Source organism: Inquilinus sp. CA228, from assembly GCF_052078665.1.
Lineage (GTDB): Bacteria > Pseudomonadota > Alphaproteobacteria > DSM-16000 > Inquilinaceae > Inquilinus.
The window spans coordinates 1-15154 of sequence record NZ_JBQJIK010000124.1 but is presented as its reverse complement, the minus strand read 5'-3'; the positions used below and the strand labels follow the sequence as shown (position 1 = coordinate 15154).

The following is a 15154-nucleotide window of genomic DNA, read 5'->3' as shown; positions in this document are numbered from 1 at the left end:
GAGTCCGCCGGGCGGCGGACGGCGCCGATCGCCGCGGTGGCGGGAAGGTGGACCCGGCGCGGCAGCTCGGTCTTGTAGCCGGTGGCGGGCTTGGCGATGGACGACATGGGCTCTCCTTGAGGCGCGGTCGGGGCGGTGGGCCGAACTAAGGACGTGTCCGTGGCGGCAGGATAGCCTTGCCGCTCGGCGCCGCCATCCGATCCTCCGCCAGCGGGGTTGCGTCGACGAAACACGCGGGTCTCCCCCTGCTTGTTGTGGTTCCGGGCTGGATGCCCCATCGGGCGATGGGGTCGGGACTGTAGCTGGATGCTTATCCGCTGATCAACCCGTGGCGGCCAGCCCCGTTCCCGGCACAGGAGCCATCATGCCGCATTTCGGTCAAATGAATTATCCGACCGCCCGTCCCGCCGGGACCCGGCCGGCGGCGCTGGCGGCGCGGTGGAAGACATGGGTCATGAAGGCTGCGCCCAGCACCGGCACCACCAGGTTGACCACCGGAATCAGCAGGATCGCAGCCAGCACCAGGCCGGCGACGATGAAGCGGCCCTGGCGCTCGCGCCACAGCGCCCGCGCCGCCGCCGGCTCGATCCGCCGCGCCGCCACCAGCCCGAAATATTCGCGGCCCAGCAGGTAGCCGTTCACCAGCCAGAACACGAGCAGGTTGACGCCCGGCACCACCAGCACGATGCCGACCGCGACCAGGTTGAACGCGACCAGCGCCAGGAAGAAGCGGGCGGAGCCCCACACGATCTCGCCGATCCGCTGCCGCCGCGGCGGCGGCAGGGCGGGGTAGTGGCGGGCCTCCACCGCCTCGGCGACATCGTCGAGGAACAGCCCGGCCACCAGGCCGACGATGGCGGGGAACAGCAGGATGCCGAGCGCCAGCACGGCGACGCCGCCCAGCAGGTCGAGGGTGGTGTCGACCCAGGACCAGTTGGCGATGTCGACGAAGGACAGGCCCCAGCCGGCGAGGGCCGGCAGGGTCAGGACCAGGGCGATGGTGGCGGCGAAGCTGACCCACAGCACCCGACGGATCGCCGGGTCGGACGTGATCTGCTGCAGGGCGAGGCGGAGGGCGTTCGGCATCGGACTCGGTGCGGTTGATGTCGCGGCCGTTCACCTGGGGCGGCAGGGGACGCCGCGCAAGGGCTACTCGTCCTCCGTCATCGGGCCGCCCTCGCCGGCGGTGGTGCGGTAGCGCGGCAGGCCGTCGGCGAGGCGCACCCAGGGCAGCTTCTGGCCGACATAGACATGGCCCCGCGGCGGCAGGGCGCCGGGATCGTCGAGCGTCGTCACCAGCAGATGCACCTCGTCCGGCCAGCGCGCGCCCTCATAGGCCAGCGGCGTGCCGCAGCGGCCGCAGAAGCAGCGCTCGGCGCCGGGCGAGGATTGGAAGCGCCGCGGGGCCTCGCCGCTCCAGTTCACCTGCGCGCGCTCGAAGCCGGCATAGACGGAATAGGGCGCGCCGGTGGCGTGCCGGCAGTCGCGGCAATGGCAGGCGGCGGCCCATCGCGGCGCGCCCGACACGGCGTAGCGCACGGCGCCGCAGCCGCATCCGCCGGTCAGGGGGCTGGCGTCCTCGGGCATCGGCGGCGGTCCCTGCGTGTAACGGGGCGCCAATCTACCGCGACGCCGGAACCGGCGCATTGATTTGCGGACGCCATCAATAGGCGCTCGACCTTGAATTGGCGAAGCCCGGTCGGCCGCCCCACCATCGGCGGACCAGAGCCGCCGCCAGGGCCGGGGCGGGCGGCTGTGGCTGACGGCGCCGCGTCCCGCGGCGGCCGGACGGAAACGAGCCCCGACCCGGCCCGACGGAGGGAAGCCATGTCCACCTGCCGGGTCGCCGTCCTGGCGACGCTGATGGTTGCGTTGTCCCTGTCGCTGGGAGGCCCAGCCGCCGCCGGGCCTGCGCTGTCGGCCTGCCCTGCCAACCCGCCGGTCACCCCTGCGCCGCCCGGCGCGGTCATCCTGTCCTCCACGGTCGCGCCGTCTGACACGTCCACCAGCATCGTGCTGACGCCGGATGTCGACGACCAGATCCGCTGCGGCCGGGTCGCGGTCGATGCCAGGGCGGGCGTGGTCTACAGCCGGCCGACCCTGCCGAGCGGCGTGGCAAAGGCCCTGGCGATGGACATCCTCACGCCGCGATATCCGGGGCGGAAGCCGCTGGTCATCTACGTGTCGGGGGGCGGCTTCGTCCAGTCGACGAAGGAGGCCGCGCTCGACCAGCGCAGCTTCGTCGCCGAAGCCGGCTTCGTCGTCGCCAGCATCCAGTACCGGATCCTGCTGGACGGGGCCACCTATCGCGACACTGTCGCGGATGTGAAGGCGGCCGTGCGCTATCTGCGCGCCCATGCCGGCGAATACGGGATCGATCCCGGCCGGGTCGGGCTGTGGGGCGAATCGGCCGGCGGCTACCTCGTCGCCATGGCCGGGGTCACCAACGGCCAGCCGCAGTTCGAGCAGGGCGGCAATCTCGACCAGAGCAGCCGGGTCCAGGCGGTGGTCGACAAGTTCGGCTCCTCCAACATGGCGCGGATCGCCGCCGACTTCGATCTCGCCACCCGGCAATACTATGCGTCGCCGGGCATCCCGATCGCCCTGTACGTCAATGGCAGCTCCAGCACGCAGAGCCTGCAGGGGGACCCGACGGCGGCCACGACGGCCAATCCCCTGACCTATGCCAGCTTCGGCGACCCGGCCTTCCTGCTGCTGCATGGCAGCGCGGACAATCTGATATCGCCCAGCCAGACGCTGATCCTGCACCAGGCACTGCGGGCGGCCGGACTCCGCAGCACCCGCCTGGTTCTCGCAGGCGCCCGGCATGGCGACCTGTCGTTCATCGGCGATCCGGTCGCAGGGCTGCCCTGGACGACGAACGAGGTCATGGGGGACATCGTCGCCTTCCTCAGATGGTCCCTGGCCAGGGACGGTTTCGGCCCCTTCGGCTGGCGGTCGGCCGGCCGCCGCTGACGGAGCCCCCGGTCACGGCCGGGGGCGTTCGGCCCGGGTCAGGCGGTCGCCTCCGCCAGCACCTCCGGCCCGAAAATCCGGGCCAGCGCGGCGCGGCCGTCCTCGGTCAGGGCCACGGCGCGGCTGTCGCGGTCGCGCCGGATCCAGCCGCGGTCGACGAAGCGTTCGGCGATGGCGGCGCCCAGCGCGCCGGCCAGATGCGGCCGGCGTTCGCTCCAGTCGATGCAGTGCCGGGCGAAGGACCGGCGGCCGTCGCGCAGCGCCGCCGCGTCGATGCCCAGCGTCGCCAGCCAGGCCGTTCCGGCCTCGGTCAGGGCGAAGGCATCGTCGCCCCGCGCCAGCACGCCCTGCGCCACCATCGCATCGGTCATCGCCACGCCCAGCCGGCCGGCGAGATGGTCGTAGCACATGCGCCCGTCGCGCAGCGGCGCCGGCACCCGCGACCGCTCGACCGCCGGGGCCCATGCGACCGTCATCATCTTCTCCAGGAGAGAGCCGATCTCCGGCCCCGACAGCCGGTAGTAGCGGTGCCGCCCCATGCGCTCGACCGTGACCAGCCCGGCCTCGGTCAGCTTGGCCAGATGGCTCGAGGCGGTCTGCGGCGTGACCCGGGCGCGGAAGGCCAGCTCGCCCGCCGGCAGCGCCTCGCCGCCGAACAGCGCCGACAGGATCAACGCCCGGCTTGGGTCGCCGATCAGGGACGATAAGCTCGCCAGATCAAGACCTTCCTTCATACTTCGATGATGATCGATTTATCTTCGCTGGTCAAGGGCCGGGTGCGGATGTGGAGTGGGGACGACCAACCTGGAGAGCCGACCATGACCGACACCTTCGCGATTCTCGACTATGTCCGCCGCCATTGCCTGACGCCGCCGGCGCTGGCGCAGGCCGCCGGGCTGACCGAGGACCGGTTGCGCGAGCTGATCGCCGCCCGCTGCCTGCCGGGGCCGACCTATGTACTCGACCCATCGCTGACCGTGCGCAGCGCGATCCGCAGCGAGACCCCGGCGCCGCAGCCGGAGGAATGGTTCGGCGGCGCGGTGCTGCCCTGGGCCCGCCGCGCCGCCGAGTCGACGCTGCCGCTGCCCGCGCTGGCGGACCGGCTGCGGCAGGACTTCGCGGCCGATTTCCGCCGGGCCCTGCTCGCCTCCGAAGGCCGCGCCTATGGCTGGACCGAGCTGTTCGACGCCATGGGCGCGATCGACGAGCCCGCCTTGGCCAAGGCCCTCGACGAGATCTGGGAGGAGAACTGGCTCGGCGGCGCCTATGCGGTCTGCCTGCGCCGCTTCGACAGCCGCCACCTGGTGACCAAGCTGGTCGAGCGCAGCCGCATCCGCGCCCTGACGGAGGAGGGCGCCAAGCCGGCCCTGACCGCGGCTGAGGCGGCGGAGGTCACGTCGGCGATGGCCCGGCTCGACGCCGTGATCACCCCCTTCGCCCCGCACGAGCGGCCGCACGGCACGCCTGGGCTGTGGATCGACCGGATCGCCGAGCGCTACCGCCTGCCCCACCCCGCCGCGCCGGCGCGCGATCCGGCACCGGTTGACTCGGCGGCGGCCGCAGCCTAGAGGGTCAGGGACCCCTCGCGGGTCGCATCCCTGGCCGCAATCAGCGAGACCCATGAGCGCCCGCTACGACGCCACCTGCATCGGCAACGCCATCGTCGATGTCATCACCAAGAACGACGAAGCCTTCATCACCCGGCACGGCCTGGTGAAGGGGGCGATGACGTTGATCGACGCGGAACGGGCCGAGGCGCTCTACGCCGCCATGGGGCCGGGGCTCGAGGCCTCGGGCGGCTCCGCCGGCAACACCGCAGCGGGGCTGGCCTCGCTCGGCGGCAAGGCCGCCTTCATCGGCAAGGTGACGGGCGACCAGCTCGGCGCCGTCTACCGCCACGACATCCGCGCCGTCGGCGTCGACTTCGACTCCCGGCCGCTGGATCCGTCGGTGCCGGGCACGCCGCCGACCGCGCGCAGCCTGATCATCGTCACGCCGGACGCGCAGCGGACGATGAACACCTATCTCGGCGCCTGCGTCGAGCTGACGCCCGACGATGTCGACGAGGCGGTGATCTCCGGCTCGCAGGTGACCTATCTCGAAGGCTATCTGTGGGACCGGCCGACGGCGAAGGAGGCCTTCATCAAGGCCGCCCGGGTGGCGCATGCCGCCGGTCGCAAGGTGTCGCTGACCCTGTCGGACAGCTTCTGCGTCGAGCGGCACCGCGACAGCTTCCTGTCGCTGATCGACAGCCATGTCGACCTGCTGTTCGCCAATGAGGCGGAGATCAAGGCGCTGTACCAGGTCGACGATTTCGACACCGCCGTCGCCGCGGTGCGCGGCCGCTGCGAGGTCGCGGCGATCACCCGCAGCGAGAAGGGCTCGGTGATCGTGACCGACGGCGAGACCGTGCTGGTCGAGGCCGCGCCGCTGGTCCAGCTGGTCGACACCACCGGCGCCGGCGACCTCTACGCCTCCGGCTTCCTCTACGGCTTCACCCGCGGGCTCGGCCTGGCCGAGAGCGGCCGCATCGGCAGCATCGCCGCCGCCGAGGTGATCGGCCATGTCGGCCCGCGCCCCCTGGTGCCGCTGCGCAACTTGATCGGCTGATCAGCGCCTGAACACCGCCACCGCCTCCAGGTGCGGCGACCACAGGAACTGGTCGACCGGCGTCGCCCGCTCCAGCCGGTAGCCGCCATCGACCAGGGTCCGGGCGTCGCGCGCCAGGCTGGACGGGTTGCAGGAGACCGCGACCACCACCGGCACGGTCGAGGCCGCCAGGGCCTCGGCCTGGTCGCGCGCGCCGGCCCGCGGCGGGTCGAACACCACGGCGTCGAAGCCGCGCAGCTCCGCCGCGGTCAGCGGCTGGCGGAACAGGTCGCGGCGCTGCGCCGTGATCCGCTCGCCCCGGCCGCCGCGCCGGGCGGCGATGGCCAGCGCCTCGACCGCGGCACCCTCGCCGTCGATCGCGGTCACCTGGGCGCCGCGCGCCATCGGCAGGGCGAAGGTGCCGGCGCCGCAGAACAGGTCGGCGATCCGCTTGGCCGGGCCGACGCCCTCGCGCACCAGCCGGGTCAGCGCCGCCTCGCCCTCGACGCTGGCCTGCAGGAAGCCGCCGGGCGGCACCGCCACCGGCACCTCGCCGAAATGCACCACCCCGGCCCGGCGATGCGCCACCGGGTCGATGAAGCCGCCGGGGCCGCGCCAGGACAGCCGCGCCAGGTCCTGCGCCGCCGCGAACTCGGCCAGCGTCTCCCGCCGCTTCAGGTCGAGGCCCGCCTCGGCCACGACCACCAGGTCGATGCCGTCGTCCAGCAGGGTGACGGCGAGGTCGGCACCGCCGTTCTCGGGCAGGATCGTGGCCAGGACCGCGCGCAGCGGCGGCAGCAGGGCCGTGATCTCCGGCCGCAGCACCACGCAGTCGGTCAGGTCGACGATGCGGCTCGACCCCGCCTCGTTGAAGCCCAGGAACACGCCGGACCGGCCGTGCCGGGCCGCCAGGCTGGCCCGGCGGCGGCTGCGCGGCGGGGTCTCGACCAGCGCCGCCACCTCGGTCTCCAGCCCGGCGCGGGCCAGGGCGCCGGCCAGCAGGCCGTGCTTCCACTCGGTGTAGACCGGCGGCGCCAGATGCTGCACCTGGCAGCCGCCGCAGGGGCCGAAATGCGGGCAGGGCGGCTCGCGGTGATTCGGGCCGGGCTGCACCAGCTCGATGAACTCGCCGCGATAGGCCTGGCCCTCCGGCCGGCCCAGCCGGGCGCGCACCCGGTCGCCCGGCGCGGCGAAGGGCACGTAGACGCGAAGGTCGTCGACCGTGCCGATGCCGTCGCCGCCGCCGCCCAGGCGGTCGACCACCAACTCGATCTCCCGCCGCGACCCGGGGGCCGCGGGCTTGCTCCGTCGCATCTGCCGCTTCATCGTGGCAGGCATGGCATGCGCGGCCCGGCCTTGCAAGGCGCGGGGTTGCATGCGCTCCGGGGGCAGGGCCATATCCCCTCGCATAGGGGGACGGTCCTGTTGGACCGCGACGATGTGCTGGAGACGGGTTTTGGATCTCGCCGCTGTGGTGGGCCGCGTGCGCGGCATGCTGTTCGAGCCCGATGCCACGCTGGCCGCCCATGGGGTGCCGGCGCCGGGCTGGCGCATCGTGGTGCGCGAGCATGTGCTGCCGGTGCTGATCCTGACGTCGATCATCGCGCTGCCGCTGTTGCTTCTGCTCGTCTCCGCCGTTGAGGGCGGGCCGGGTGCCGGTCTTCTCGTCCTGGCCTTGGCGGCCCGGGTGGTGGTCAACCTCGTCGGGCTGTTCATCATGGCCGCCGTGGTCCGGTTCTACGCCGGCATGTTCGGCGCCAATTCGAGCTTCGATGCCGCCTTCGTCCTGGTGGCGTTGGCAATGACGCCGTTCTATGTCGCGGGGATGCTGGCGCCGGGCGTCCAGCTGATTCTGTCGGTTCCGGCGGCGATGGTGTTCATCCTGCTTTCCATCGGCTACTCCTTCGCGATCCTCTATCGCGGCATTGGCTTGGTGCTGCGCGTGCCGCAGGAGCAGCGCGGCGCTCATTTCGGCCTGACGCTGGTGACGCTCGTGGTGTTGTCGACGTTGCTATTCTTGCTGCTCGGTCCGTACATCCTGCCGATGCCGGCCTGAGACCATGTGCGGACGATTCGTCCAGAAGCTGCCGCCGGAGGAGCTGACCACGATCGTCGGCGCCGAAGGCCCGATCCCGAACATCCCGGCCCGCTACAACGCGGCGCCGACCCAGGATCTCGCCGTGGTCCGGTTCAATGCCAAGACCGGGCGGCGGGCGATCGACCTGCTGCGCTGGGGCCTGGTGCCGAGCTGGGAGAAGGACCTGAAGGGCGGCGCCAAGCTGATCAACGCCCGGTCGGAAACCCTGGCCGAGCGGCGCAGCTTCGCCAAGGCGTTCCAGGCCCGGCGCTGCCTGGTCCCGGCCGACGGCTTCTACGAATGGGCGCCGGACCGCACGCCGCACTTCGTCCGCCGCCTGGACGGCCGGCCGATGCTCTTCGCCGGGCTTTGGGAGGGCTGGAAGGATCCGGACTCGGAGGAGTGGGTGCGCAGCTTCACCATCGTCACCGCCGACGCGATCGAGCGGCTGCGGCCGATCCATCACCGCATGCCGGTGATGCTGGAGCCGGAGCAGTGGCCGGCCTGGCTCGGCGAAACCGCGGCGTCGCCGGCGCAGCTGCAGGCCCTGCTGGCACCGCCCGCCGACCTGCCGGTCGAGGCCTATCCGGTCTCGGTCCGGGTCAACGCCGTGCGCAACGACGACCTCACGCTGATGGACAGGGCGGGGCATCATGAGCCCGACATGAACGCCGACAGCTCGGCCGCCAAACCGGGGTCGGCGACCAGCCGCGGCACCTTGTTCTGACCGCCCAGCCGGCCGCGGGACTTCATCCAGGCGGCGAAGCGGCCGGGCGGCACGGCCACCACCTCGGGCGGGCCCATGCCGGTGCCGCCGGCGCGGTGGGCGGCGTAGTCGTCGTTCAGGGCCGACAGCCGGGTATCGAGCGTGGCGGCGAAGCGGGCGGCCGCAGCCTCGTCGGGCGTTACGGCGAATTCGACGAACCAGCGGTGGCGGCCGACCGGCGCGGCGTCGTCCGGGAACACCGCCATCACCGCGAAATCGGCGATGTCGGCGTCGATCGCGGCGGCGGCGGCGGCGACGGCGCGCTCCACCTCCTCGGCGATCAGGTGCTCGCCGAAGGCCGACAGGCCATAGCTGGTGCGGCCGGTGATCAGCACCCGAGGGCGGCCGACCAGGCGCACGGTGTCGCCCAGCACATAGGCCCACAGGCCGGCGCAGTTGGTCACCACCACGGCGTAGTTCACCCCCGGCTCGGCGTCGGCGATCCAGTGCCGGGTTGGGGCGGCGGAGCCGAGCTCCTCGACCGGCACGAACTCCAGGAACAACCCGTGGTCGAGGCTCAGCCGCAGCCCTTCTCCCGGCAGGCCGTCCTGCATCGCGATGAAGCCTTCGCTGGCGGCATAGGCCTCGCGGATCTCGGCAGCGGTGCCGGCGATCAGCCGCTCCAGCCGCGGCCGGTACGGCGCCAAAGCGACGCCGCCCGGCACCAGCAGGTCGAGCGACGGATAGGGCGGGTCGGGCGCGTCGCCGCGGGCGCGGCGCAGCTGGCGCACCCGCTCCAGCAGGAGCAGCAGCCAGCTGGTGGTGCCGGAGACGCTGCGGATCGGCAGTTCCAGCGACCCGCGGGCGATGCGGTCCAGCTTCTCCTCCCAGTCGGTGAGGAGGGCGAGGTCTGGCCCCGGGAAGACGAAGGGCCGGGCCCAGGGCGGCAGGGTGCGGGCGGCGATGCCGCTGAGGTCGCCGCTGAAGACGCCGGGGGCATGCTCGGTCAGCGTGGTGCTGCCGCCCAGCATCAGGCTGCGGCCGCCGAACATCCGGCTGCCCGGCTGGGCGCCGAGATGCCAGGCGGCCAGGTCGAAGCCGGCGCGGGTGTTGGATCGGCGCATGGCGTCGCTGACCGGTACGTATTTGGAGGTGCCGCTGGTGGTGCCGGAGGACAGGCCGAAGTACGGGATCCGGCCGGGCCAGGACACGTCCTGCAGCACCGGGAAGGCCGGCTGCCAATAGTCGCGCCACATCTCCTCATAGCGGCGCAGCGGCACCGCCGCCTGGAAGGCGGCGACGTCGGCGATGCGGTCGAAGCCGTGGTCGCGGCCGAAGCGGGTGCCGGCGGCACGGCGCAGCAGCCGCAGCAGCGTACGGCGCTGGCTCTCCACCGGGTCCAGCCGCCGCAGCCGCCGGCGCCGCAGCGCCGCCGCCAGCCGGAAGGCCGGGGTGGCGTCGATCATGCCCGGGACAGGCGCGTCAGGGTCGGGAACTCCCGCGCCACCGTCTCCGGCCGCAGCGGCAGGCGGATCGACCGGCGCTCGCGCCATAGCGGGATCTGGTCGGTCAGCCCCTCGCTGCCCAGCCAGCCATCCTGGCCGCCGAACAGCGTGACCCAGCTGGCATCCGGGTCGGACATGTCGGCGACATGCCGGGCCATCGAGCCGTAGCTGGCGTTGTGCCGGCCGCGCACCAGACCGTGCGCGGTCTTCATCGGCGTCTCGCGCGATCCGCCGGTCGGATACTCGCCGAACACGAAGAACCGGCCCAGCACCGGCAGGTTGGCCAGGACATGCGCCACCCGCATCCGGTGCATCTCGCCCCAGCTCGGGATCGGTGCGGCGTCGATCGCGGCCAGCCCGACCGCCTCGGCCAGCACCTGGCGCCGACGGTCCGGCGCCAGCGCCGCCAAGTCGTCGGCCAGGAAGGCGGTGATCGCGTTCCACTGCGCCATCAGCCGCGGCATCGCCTCGGCCGTCTCGGCGCCGTAGACCTGCTGCACCAGATGGTGCAGCAGCGCCTCGAAGGCCGGGGCGGCGGCCGATCCGGCGGCGTAGTCGCCGTCCCAGCCGGCCAGCCGGTCGAGGAAGCCGGCCTGGTCGCCGCCGATCCCGGCTGTGCGGATCGCCTCGACCAGGTGCCGGGCCAGGGCGCCAGAGTCCGGCGACACCGTGTCGGCCTGCAGCGCCGCCAGGTCTTCGGGCGTCAGACGGTCCTTGGATCGCAGCAGGGCGTAGAGGCGCCGCACCCGCTCATCGGCGGAGAAGAAGAAGCCGACGGGCAGGGCGGTGTCGGTCGGCCGGTTGTTGGCGGTGGCCAGCACGCCGTCCGGCGGGTCGGCGGTCCAGGGCAGGTCCGGGGCGTCGACCAGCCCGTGCCAATGCGTCTCCGGGTCGCGGGCATCCAGCACCGGGTCGGCCGGCGGGAAGCGGCTGCGCACCGGCAGGGTCGCGGCCATGATCTGGCCGATCCGCCCGTCCGCTCCGGCCACCAGCATGTTCTGGGCCGAGACGCCGAAGCCGGCGAAGGCGGCGCGGAACGCCTCCGGCGTGGTGGTGCGGCTGGCGCGCAGCAGGGCGGTGACCTCGTCGGTCGCCTCATGCCCGATCCAGCGCAGGGCGATGGTGTCGCCCGGCCGGCTGCGCGCCACCTTGGCGTCGCTGACGATCGGGCCGAACCGGCTGCGCCGGACCTTGCGGCGCGCTCGCCGCCAGAACCGGGTGCGGATCACCGTCTCGCGGGTCTGGATCTCCGCGTCCGGCAGCGCGCTGACGTCGTACAGGTCGCTCGACGCCGCGCGCATGTTGGTGCCGCCCCAGGCCAGATGCAGGCTGCGGCCGACGGCGACGAAGGGCAGGCCTGGCACCATCAGCCCGGCCATGTGATAGCCGGGCGAGCGCATGCCGGCGATCAACCAGAGGTTCGGCAGCGATAGCGACAGATGCGGGTCGCTGGCGATCATCGCCCCGCCGGTGGCGCTGTGCGCAGCATCCACGGCGACGCTGTTGCTGCCGGTGCGGCCGGTCGCGGTCAGCAGGGTGGCCAGCGCCGCCTGCCGGCCGCCATCCTCTGATTGGGGGGTGAAGCTGGTGACGGCGTTGGCGCCGGCCTTCAGGGTGCGGGCCCAGGCCTCGGCGAAGCCGGGCGTGCCGCGCTCGCGCAGCAGGCCGAAATAGGCCACCCAATTGATGTCGCTGCCGGCCAGCCGGCCGATGGACCACAGGTCGCGCAGCGTGTAGGGCTCGTGGCGCAGCCCCAGCAGGGCGAATTCCGGCGGCGGCGCCCGCTCCAGCGCGTGGTAGGCGTTGACGCCGGTGACGAAAGCCTCGGCGAAGGCGCGGCTGTCAGCCGGCATGCGGTCGATCACCGTGTCGGCGGCGTGGCCGTAGTCGAGGATGCGCAGCGCGTGGTCGATGTCGCGCGCCACCGGCCCGGCGATCTCCGACAGCCGGCCCTGCGCCACCCGCTTCATCAGCGCGATCTGGCCGCCGCGCAAATGGGCGTGGACCAGCCCCAGCGCCACCGCCAGGTCGCCATCGGTCTCGGCCTCGATGAAGGGGATCTGGTGGCCGTTCCAGCGGATGTCGACCGGGTGCGACAGCGGCAGGCGGCTGGTCGGGAAGGCGGCCAGCCGCTCCGCCGCCGTCACCGGCCGCGGCGCCAAAGCGCGCAGCGCCGGCACCAGCGGCGCCAGGGCGGCGATCAGCCGGTGCAGGGTGGACATCAGCTGCGCTGGGCCAGGCCGAAGGCGGCCGACAGGAAGGCCGCCACGTCGCGGTCCGACCGGGCGCGCACGGCGTCGTCGCGGCCGATCAGATAGCCCTCGCTGCCGACGCAGTTGGCCAGGATCAGCTTGCGGGTGAAGCTGCCGCCCATGGCGATGCCGAGACTGCCGTCGCGCACCGTCAGGTCGCGCTCGACCTGGAAGTCGCAGTCGTTCAGCAGCCGGCCGATCGGCCGCGGTCCGGGGCGGCTGCCGTCCCATTGGTGCACGGCGCCGGGGTAGACGATGGTCTGCACCCGCGACCCGCCCTGGCGCAGCGTGGCCGCGCTGGCCTGGCAGCGCGCCGGGTCCATGATGGCGTCGCGGTCGCCCCAGGCCATCAGCACCGGCGCGCCGGTGGTGCGCGGCTCCTCGAAGCCGATGATGCAGGGGCCGTAGAAGGCGACATGGGCGGCGAAGCGGGTGTCGCCCAGCCGGTACAGCGCCGCGAAGCGGTCGGCGATCGCGGCGTTGGTGGCGACGATGCTGGCCATGGCGCCGTAGGAGAAGCCCCAGACGGCCACCCGGCTGCCGTCGATCTCCGGCCGCGCCTTCAGCCAGGCCAGGGTGGCATAGGCGTCGGCCAGGGCCATGGTCTCGGTGATCTGGATCACCCGGTCGGTGAAGCTGGTGGCGATGTCGCGGCGCGCGCCGAACACGTCGACCACGGCGGCGCCGATGCCCATTGCCGCCAGCTGCCTTGCATAGGTCGGCTCGCGATGCTCGTCGATGCCGGCGGCGCCGTGCAGCAGCACCACGGCCGGGGCCTTGTGCCCGGCATCGGCGCCGGCGGGCGGGTAGTAGGTGACGCGCGCCGGGGTGGCCGGGGCGTCGGGCCCGATCTCGGACGGCACGAAGGGGCTGTGGCTCGGCACCGCCAAGATCCGCCCGGCGGCGTCGCCGACCGCGGGCCAGGGATCGGTGAAGGCCGGCTCCGCCCGGGCCGCGGACAACAGGCCGAGCAGCACCGCCGCGGCGAGGGCGGCGCTGCGCCGGATGCCTGGGGTTCGACCGTGCTGCACCATGGATCGGATCCTGTCGTGTCGAGCGGGCCGGGACGATCTTAGCCGGGTTTGCGGCTGCGGCCAGCCCGGCCGTCCGGGCCATGGCGTCGCAGTCCTGCCGGTCCGGCAGCGACATCCTGGCCGGCGGCGCCGGATGCGGAGGACCACCGCCCGGCGCCGCATCCCTCGATTTCCGCCCCGTGATCGGGGCGGCCAGCCGCGCCCGATCTTGCATTTCCCCGGCCGAAACCTGCGTGCTCAACGAAACTGTTCGAGCGTTAATCGTCTCGACTTGTACAAATAAGTCTGGACCTGTCGCTGGAATGAGATATCTATTTCGAATCCATTCACAGGAGAGATTAGATGGGTGCGGACGTCGCCGATGATTTGAAGCCGACAGATGAGTTGCGGAAGCACACCGTTCAGATCGTGGCTGCTCATGTCTCGCACAACAGTGTCGCCCCGAACGACCTGCCGGCGCTGATCGAGCAGGTCTATGGCGCGCTGACCGGACTGGGCAAGCCGTCGACACCGGTGCAGACCCGGCCGGAACCGGCGGTGCCGATCCGCAAGTCGGTAACGCCCGACTACATCGTCTGCCTCGAGGACGGCAAGAAGCTGAAGATGCTGAAGCGGCATCTGCAGGCGGCCTACAACATGAGCCCGGACGAGTATCGCGAGCGCTGGGGACTGGCGGCCGACTATCCGATGGTCGCGCCGAACTACGCCAAGCAGCGTAGCACGCTGGCCAAGAGCATCGGCCTCGGCACCCGCCGCGCGGTGGAGCCGCCGGCGCCGCCGCCGGTACCGGCGAAGCGGGGCCGCAAGGCGGCGGCCAAGTAAGGCCAAGCCGGGCCGGCAGGGAACCGCCGGCCGGCCTCGGCGCTTTCTCCGGCAGGGGAAATCGTCGCGGAGGCGGCCGATGGCAGCCCGCAGCTTCTGGTCCGGCTATCTCAAGCTCAGCCTGGTGACCTGTCCGGTGGAGATGACACCGGCGGTCACCCAGGCGGAGCGGGTGCGCTTCCACACGCTGAACGAGGCGACCGGCAACCGCGTCGTCAGCCAGTATGTCGATTCCGTCTCCGGCAAGCCGGTGGCCGATGACGATCAGGCGCGCGGCTATCCGGTCGGCGAGGACGACTATGTCGTCCTGACCGACGACGAGTTCTCCGCCGTCGCCCTGGAGACCACCCAGACGATCGACATCGAACGCTTCGTCCCGCGCGCCGAGGTCGGCTTGGTGTGGCGCGACCGGCCGCATTACCTGGCACCGAGCGAGCCGGTCGGCGAGGAGGCGTTCAGCGTGATCCGCGAGGCGATGGCCGCGACCGGGATGGTCGGGCTGTCGAAGCTGGTGCTGTACCGCCGCGAGCGGCCGGTCATGATCGAGCCGCGGGGCAAGGGCATGATCGTCTGGACCCTGCGCCAGGCCGGCGAGGTGCGGGACGAAAAAGACGTCTTCGGCGGCATCAAGCCGGCCGCGCCGCCGAAGGACGCGATGAAGCTGGCCCTGTCGGTGATCAAGGAGCGGACGGTGGAGTGGAGCGAGGATCTGCTCGGCGACCGGGTCCAGGCCTCGCTGCAGAAGATCATTGCCCGCAAGAAGAAAGGCCGCAAGGTCGAGGCGCCGAAGCCGAAGGCCGAGGAGGAGACCGGCAAGGTCATCGACCTGATGGCCGCCCTGCGCAGGAGCCTGGACTCCGACAAGCGGAAGCGGTGATGCGACGATGTCACCGAGGGGCCTCGGCTCAAGACGCTGAGAACAGACGCGTTGCCTCTCCCGCGTGGCGGGAGAGGCCGGGCGTCCGCAGGACGACCGGGTGAGGGCGGGTCCCGGCCTCGACAAAATCCCCTCACCCGGAGGCGCAAGCGCCTCCGACCTCTCCCGTAAACGGGAGAGGCAAAAGACCCGGATCTATCGGGATAGGGGGAAGCCTCGCGGCTCCCCCCTCCCACACCACCGGACATACGGGTCCGTATCCGGCGGTTCGGGGGATTAAGCGGTGAGCGGGTCGGCGACGGAGGCGAGGCCGAGG

At 72.4% G+C, this 15154-nt stretch carries 14 protein-coding genes; 7 read left to right on the top strand and 7 right to left on the bottom strand.

From position 1 onward, the window contains the following. Positions 1-387: 387 nt before the first annotated feature. Positions 388-1086, bottom strand: a complete 699-nt coding sequence (locus tag ACTOWL_RS36020) for an EI24 domain-containing protein (protein WP_441326127.1) — start codon at positions 1084-1086, stop codon at positions 388-390. A 63-nt stretch (positions 1087-1149) separates the two neighbouring features. Next, a complete protein-coding gene (locus ACTOWL_RS36015; protein WP_441326126.1) occupies positions 1150-1587 on the bottom strand; it encodes a GFA family protein in 438 nt (145 codons plus the stop codon). 240 nt (positions 1588-1827) lie between these two features. Here ACTOWL_RS36015 and ACTOWL_RS36010 point away from each other — a divergent pair, with 240 nt between their 5' ends. Beyond that, the gene (locus ACTOWL_RS36010) at positions 1828-2976 is read left to right on the top strand and encodes a carboxylesterase family protein (RefSeq protein WP_441326125.1); all 1149 of its coding nucleotides are present in this window, start codon (positions 1828-1830) and stop codon (positions 2974-2976) included. A 38-nt stretch (positions 2977-3014) separates the two neighbouring features. Here the strand turns inward: ACTOWL_RS36010 and ACTOWL_RS36005 are convergent, their stop codons facing one another. Beyond that, positions 3015-3710 (bottom strand): ArsR/SmtB family transcription factor, encoded by a 696-nt coding sequence (locus ACTOWL_RS36005; RefSeq protein WP_441326124.1) that lies wholly within the window; start codon positions 3708-3710, stop codon positions 3015-3017. An 84-nt stretch (positions 3711-3794) separates the two neighbouring features. Between ACTOWL_RS36005 and ACTOWL_RS36000 the strand changes: the two genes are divergently transcribed. Both ACTOWL_RS36000 and ACTOWL_RS35995 read left to right on the top strand, forming a co-directional pair. Next, positions 3795-4544, top strand: a complete 750-nt coding sequence (locus ACTOWL_RS36000; RefSeq protein WP_441326123.1) for a DUF6058 family natural product biosynthesis protein — start codon at positions 3795-3797, stop codon at positions 4542-4544. Between the two features lie 52 nt (positions 4545-4596). Further along, on the top strand, positions 4597-5586 hold the full coding sequence (locus tag ACTOWL_RS35995; RefSeq protein ID WP_441326122.1) for an adenosine kinase: 990 nt from the start codon (positions 4597-4599) through the stop codon (positions 5584-5586). Here the strand turns inward: ACTOWL_RS35995 and ACTOWL_RS35990 are convergent, their stop codons facing one another. Continuing rightward, the gene (locus ACTOWL_RS35990; protein ID WP_441326121.1) at positions 5587-6879 is read right to left on the bottom strand and encodes a class I SAM-dependent RNA methyltransferase; all 1293 of its coding nucleotides are present in this window, start codon (positions 6877-6879) and stop codon (positions 5587-5589) included. 142 nt (positions 6880-7021) lie between these two features. Here ACTOWL_RS35990 and ACTOWL_RS35985 point away from each other — a divergent pair, with 142 nt between their 5' ends. Further along, positions 7022-7621, top strand: a complete 600-nt coding sequence (locus ACTOWL_RS35985; protein WP_441326120.1) for a YIP1 family protein — start codon at positions 7022-7024, stop codon at positions 7619-7621. A gap of 4 nt (positions 7622-7625) precedes the next feature. Continuing rightward, complete coding sequence (locus ACTOWL_RS35980; protein ID WP_441326119.1) at positions 7626-8369, top strand: SOS response-associated peptidase; 744 nt, start codon at positions 7626-7628, stop codon at positions 8367-8369. On the opposite strand, the gene ACTOWL_RS35975 is transcribed toward ACTOWL_RS35980, so the two are convergent. From ACTOWL_RS35975 to ACTOWL_RS35965, 3 genes are read right to left on the bottom strand one after another with little or no spacing between them, the layout of a single operon-like run. Further along, on the bottom strand, positions 8294-9814 hold the full coding sequence (locus ACTOWL_RS35975; protein ID WP_441326118.1) for a GH3 family domain-containing protein: 1521 nt from the start codon (positions 9812-9814) through the stop codon (positions 8294-8296). The two genes, ACTOWL_RS35980 and ACTOWL_RS35975, sit on opposite strands and share 76 nt — an antisense overlap. After that, the gene (locus ACTOWL_RS35970; protein WP_441326117.1) at positions 9811-12075 is read right to left on the bottom strand and encodes a penicillin acylase family protein; all 2265 of its coding nucleotides are present in this window, start codon (positions 12073-12075) and stop codon (positions 9811-9813) included. The genes ACTOWL_RS35975 and ACTOWL_RS35970 overlap by 4 nt, the downstream gene beginning before the upstream one ends. After that, complete coding sequence (locus ACTOWL_RS35965; protein ID WP_441326116.1) at positions 12075-13139, bottom strand: dienelactone hydrolase family protein; 1065 nt, start codon at positions 13137-13139, stop codon at positions 12075-12077. Before ACTOWL_RS35965 ends, ACTOWL_RS35970 begins: the two co-directional genes overlap by 1 nt. Before the next feature lie 342 nt (positions 13140-13481). Between ACTOWL_RS35965 and ACTOWL_RS35960 the strand changes: the two genes are divergently transcribed. Next, complete coding sequence (locus tag ACTOWL_RS35960; protein WP_441326115.1) at positions 13482-13961, top strand: MucR family transcriptional regulator; 480 nt, start codon at positions 13482-13484, stop codon at positions 13959-13961. A 79-nt stretch (positions 13962-14040) separates the two neighbouring features. Beyond that, positions 14041-14838, top strand: coding sequence for a non-homologous end joining protein Ku (gene ku, locus ACTOWL_RS35955; protein WP_441326114.1), 798 nt, complete (start codon positions 14041-14043; stop codon positions 14836-14838). Positions 14839-15154 lie beyond the last annotated feature (316 nt).